This is a genomic window from Actinosynnema sp. NPDC059797 (assembly GCF_042732085.1).
Classification (GTDB): domain Bacteria; phylum Actinomycetota; class Actinomycetes; order Mycobacteriales; family Pseudonocardiaceae; genus Actinosynnema.
In genome coordinates this window covers 1-4,872 of sequence record NZ_JBHWIE010000466.1, presented here as the reverse complement: position 1 = coordinate 4,872, position 4,872 = coordinate 1, and the positions used below count along the sequence as shown (strand labels likewise).

Annotated in this window: 1 protein-coding gene; it reads left to right on the top strand. The window is 76.6% G+C overall.

All coding sequences use genetic code 11. The features are described 5' to 3' along the window. The coding region (locus ACFV4N_RS39820) for an amino acid adenylation domain-containing protein (RefSeq protein WP_499677866.1) at nt 1-4,872 on the top strand (4,872 nt) is incomplete at both ends.

Here is a 4,872-nt window from a genome sequence, read left to right as displayed (position 1 = left end):
GTCGCGCCCCCAGGTGGGAGCCGCTGCCCGTGCAGTACGCCGACCACGCGCTGTGGCAGCTCGCGGCGCTCGGCTCGGAGGACGAACCGGGCTCGCCGATGGCCCGCCAGCTGGACCACTGGCGCGCCGTCCTCGCCGACGTGCCCGAGGAGGTGCGGCTACCGCTGGACCGGCCGCGCACGGCCGCCGAGCCCGGCGCGGCGGGCGCCGTCGGGTTCGGGCTGGCGCCGGAGCTGCGGCGCGGCGTCGCGCGGCTCGCCAGGGACCGCGGCGCGACGGTGTTCATGGTCGTGCACGCCGCGCTGGCGGCCCTGCTGACCCGGTTCGGCGCGGGCCACGACATCGTCGTCGGCTCGCCGATCACCGGGCGCACCGACCCGGCGGTGGCCGACCTCGTCGGCCTCTTCCTCAACTCGCTCGTGCTGCGCGTCGACACCTCCGGGGACCCGGCCTTCACCGAACTCCTGGACCGCGTGCGCGCCGCCGACCTCACCGCCTACGACCACCAGGACGTCCCGTTCGAGCGCCTGGTGGCGGCACTGCGCCCGACCCGGTCGCCGGGCAGGCACCCGCTCTTCCAGGTCCGCCTGGTCGTGCAGAACGCCGACCCGGCCGCGGCGCCGGTCGAACTGCCCGGCCTGACCGCCGCCCTGGAACCGCTGCCGCCGGACACCGCGAAGTTCGACCTGCTGTTCCGGCTGTTCGACCGTGCGGACGGCGGGATGGGCGCGGTGCTCGAGCACCGGGCGGACCTGTTCGACCGCGCCACCGCCGAAGCCCTGGCCGACGGGCTGCTGCGGGTGCTCGAGGCCGCGGTCGCCGACCCGGAGCGCCGCCTGGGCGACCTGGACGTGCTCGGTGAGGCGGCCCGGGTGCCGGCGGCGTGGAACGACACCGCGACCGACCTCGGTGACGAGGACGTCGTGGAGATGTTCGAGGCCCGCGCCGCCGAGCACCCCGGGCGACCCGCCGTGCGCGACTCCTCGACGGCGCTGGACTACGGCGCCCTCAACGCCGCGGCCAACCGGCTGGCCCACCACCTCGTCGCGCTCGGCGTGGGTCCCGAGCGCCTGGTGGCGGTGTCGGCCGCGAGGCGCGTCGAGACGGTGATCGCGTTGCTCGCCGTGCTCAAGGCGGGCGGTGCGTACGTGCCCGTCGACCCGGAGCTGCCCGCCGAGCGCGTGAGCGCCCTGCTCGACGACACCCGGCCCCTGGTCGTCCTGGGCGGCCCGGAGCTGCCCGGGGCGACCTGGCCGGACACCGCGGCCGAGAGCGGTGCGGACCCGCGGGTCCCGGCGCACCCCCGGCGCGCCGCCTACGTCATCCACACCTCGGGTTCCACCGGCCGCCCCAAGGGGGTCGTGGTCGAGCACCGCTCCCTGGGCGCCTACCTGCGGCGCGCCCGCGCCGCCTACCCGGACGCGGCGGGCACGGCGCTGGTGTCCTCCCGACTGTCGTTCGACCTGACCGTCACAGGCCTGTACACCCCGCTGGTCTCCGGTGGTTCGGTGGTGCTGGCGGACCTGGACGAGGACACGGCCGCGGCCCTGCCCCGCCCGGACTTCGCCAAGCTCACCCCGAGCCACCTCGCGCTCCTCGACAGCCTGCCCGACGACGCGTCGCCGCGCGGCACCCTCGTGCTCGGCGGGGAGGCCCTGCACGGCGCCGCGCTGGCCCGGTGGCGCGAGCGCAACCCGCACACGCGCGTGGTCAACGCCTACGGGCCGACCGAGACCACGGTCAACTGCACCGATTTCACCCTGGCCCCCGGGACGCCCCTGGCCGACGGACCGGTGCCCATCGGCAAGCCGTTCCCGAACGCGCGCGCCCACGTGCTCGACGACCGGTTGCGCCCGGTCCCGGTGGGCGTCGTGGGCGAACTCCACGTCGCGGGCGACCTGGTCACCAGGGGCTACCTGGACCGGCCCGAGCTGACCGCGCAGCGCTTCGTGGCCGACCCGTTCGGCCCGCCGGGTTCCCGCCTGTACCGCACCGGCGACCTCGTCCGGTGGCGCCGCGACGGCCTGCTGGAGCACCACGGCCGCGCCGACGACCAGGTCAAGCTGCGCGGCTTCCGGATCGAGCCCGGAGAGGTCGAGGCCGCCCTGCTGGCGTGCGCCGGCGTGGACCGCGCGGCGGTCGTGGTGGCGGGCGACGGCCCGGACCGGCGGCTCGTCGCGTTCGTCGTGCCGTCCCCGGGCGCGGCCCCGGACCCCGCGCAGTTGCGGTCCCGGCTGGGCGAGGCGCTGCCCGAGCACATGGTCCCGGCCGCCATCGGCCTCCTCGACGCGCTGCCCACCACGCCGCACGGCAAGCTCGACCGCCGCGCGTTGGCGGACACCGAGATCTCCTCCGGGGCGAACCCGACCCGGGAGGCCGCGGAGACGCCGTGGACGCGGATCGTCCGAGAGCTGTTCGCCGACGTGCTCGGCCTGCCCGAGGTCGGCCCCGACGACGACTTCTTCGCCCTCGGCGGGCACTCGCTGCTGGCGATCCGGCTCGCCGCCCGCGTCCGCGCGGCACTGGGCACCCCGGTTCCGGTGCGGGCGATGTTCGAGGCGCCGACCCCGGCCGCGCTCGTGTCCCGCCTCGTCGGCGAGGAGCACGACCCCGCCCCGGTCCCCGCGGTCACCCGGCCCGCGCGGCTGCCCCTGTCGTCGGCCCAGCGCCGGCTGTGGTTCCTCAACCGCTTCGACGACGGCGGCGCGGGCTACGCGCTGCCGGTGGCGCTGCGGCTCACCGGCAGGCTGGACCGCGCGGCCCTGGAAGCCGCGCTGGGCGACCTCGTCGAGCGGCACGAGGTGCTGCGCACCGTGTTCCCCGAGGACGCGGACGGCCCGCACCAGGTCGTGCTCCCCGCGACCCGACCGGACCTCGTGGCGGAACCGGTGGCGGAGGACGACCTCGGCCCCCGGCTGGACCGGGCCGTGCGCGAGGGGTTCGACCTGCGCCGAGAACCACCGCTGCGGCCGGTGCTGCTGCGGCTCCGCCAGGACGAGCACGTCCTGCTGCTGCTCCTGCACCACGTCGCCGCCGACGGCGGGTCCCTGCGCCCGCTCGGGAACGACCTCGCCACCGCCTACGCGGCACGCCTCGCCGGTCGTGCCCCCGAGTGGGAGCCGCAGACCTTCCAGTACGCCGATTACGCGCTGTGGCAGCAGCGGGAGCTGGGTGACGAGGACGACCCGGGGAGCCTCGCCGCGCGCCAACTCGCGTTCTGGCGCGAGCACTTGGCCGACCTGCCCGACGAGTTGGCGCTGCCCGTCGACCGCCCCCGGTCGGCCACGCCGTCCCACCGGGGCGGCACGGTCGAACTGACCGTGCCCGCCGCCCTGCACGCCGACCTGGTCGACCTGGCCAGGTCCGAGGGGACGACCGTGTTCATGGTGTTGCAGGCGGCGCTGGCCGTGCTGCTCACCCGGCTCGGCGCGGGCGCGGACATCCCCATCGGCACGCCCGTCACCGCCCGCTCCCACTCCGCCGTCGAGGACCTGGTGGGCGTGCTGATCAACACGCTCGTGCTGCGCACCGACACCTCGGGCAACCCCCGCTTCACCGAGGTCCTGCGCCGCGTGCGCACCGCCAACCTGGCCGCCTACGCCCACCGCGACGTGCCGTTCGAGCGGCTGGTGGAGGTGCTCGCGCCCCAACGCTCCGTCGCCAGGCACCCGCTGTTCCAGGTGATGCTGTCCGTCCACGGGCACGAGCCCGACTCCGCCGCCCCCGCCCTGCCCGGCCTCACCGCCACACCCGTGGACGCGGACCCGGGCACCGCGAAGTTCGACCTGATGGTGGCGCTGGCGGAGCACCGCGACGATGACCGGCGGCCCGCGGGCCTGCACGGCGTGGTCGAGTTCGCCCGCGATCTGTTCGACGACGACACGGCGCGGGCGCTGGCCGGGTGGTTCGTGCGCGTGCTGGAGCAGGTCGCCGCGGACCCGGGCGGTCGCGTGGGCCGGTTCGACCTGGTGGACGAGGCCGAGGTGCGGCGCGTCGTGGGGGAGTGGAACGCGTCCTCGTCGTCCGGTGCGCCGGGCGACGCGTGGGACCTGGTCGCCGCGCAGGACCCCGGTGCGGTCGCCGTCGCCTGCGGCGGGGACGAGCTGACGTACGGCGAGCTGACCCGCCGCGCCGAGCTGCTGGCGCGCGGCCTCCGCGACCGCGGGGTGTCGGCCGGGTCCGTGGTGCCGGTGGTGCTGCCCCGCTCGGTCGATCTCGTGGTGGCGTTGCTGGCCGTGTGGCGGGCGGGCGCCGCGTACCTGCCCGTCGACCCCCGGCTGCCCGAGGAGCGGGTCCGGGTGCTGCTCGACGACGCCGACCGGTCGGCGGCCGTCACCGAGCGCACGTTCGCCGAGTGGTCGGCCACCGGCCGGTCGTCGGTCTCGGGCACGGACCCGATCCCGCCCGCGTCGCCGCACGACGCGGCGTACCTGATCCACACCTCGGGGTCGACCGGCAGGCCCAAGGGCGTGCTGGTGACCAGGGGCAACGTGGCCGCCCTGCTCGCGGACATGCGCGAGCGGACCGGCCTGTCCCGCGCCGATCGCTGGCTGGCGGTGACGACGATCGGGTTCGACATCTCCGTGCTGGAGCTGTTCGGGCCGCTGACCTCCGGAGGGCGCGTGGTGCTGGCCGGCGCCGAGGACGTCCGGGACCCCCGGGCGCTGACCGCGTTGATCGCCGCGTCGGGGACCACCGTCATGCAGGCGACCCCGGCCCTGTGGCGGACCGTCCTCGACCACGGCCCGGACGTCCTGGCCGGGGTCCGGGTCCTCGTCGGCGGCGAGGCCCTGCCCGCCGACCTCGCGGCGGGGCTGGCCTCGGCCGCCTCCTCCGTCCTCAACGTCTACGGGCCGACGGAGACCACGGTGT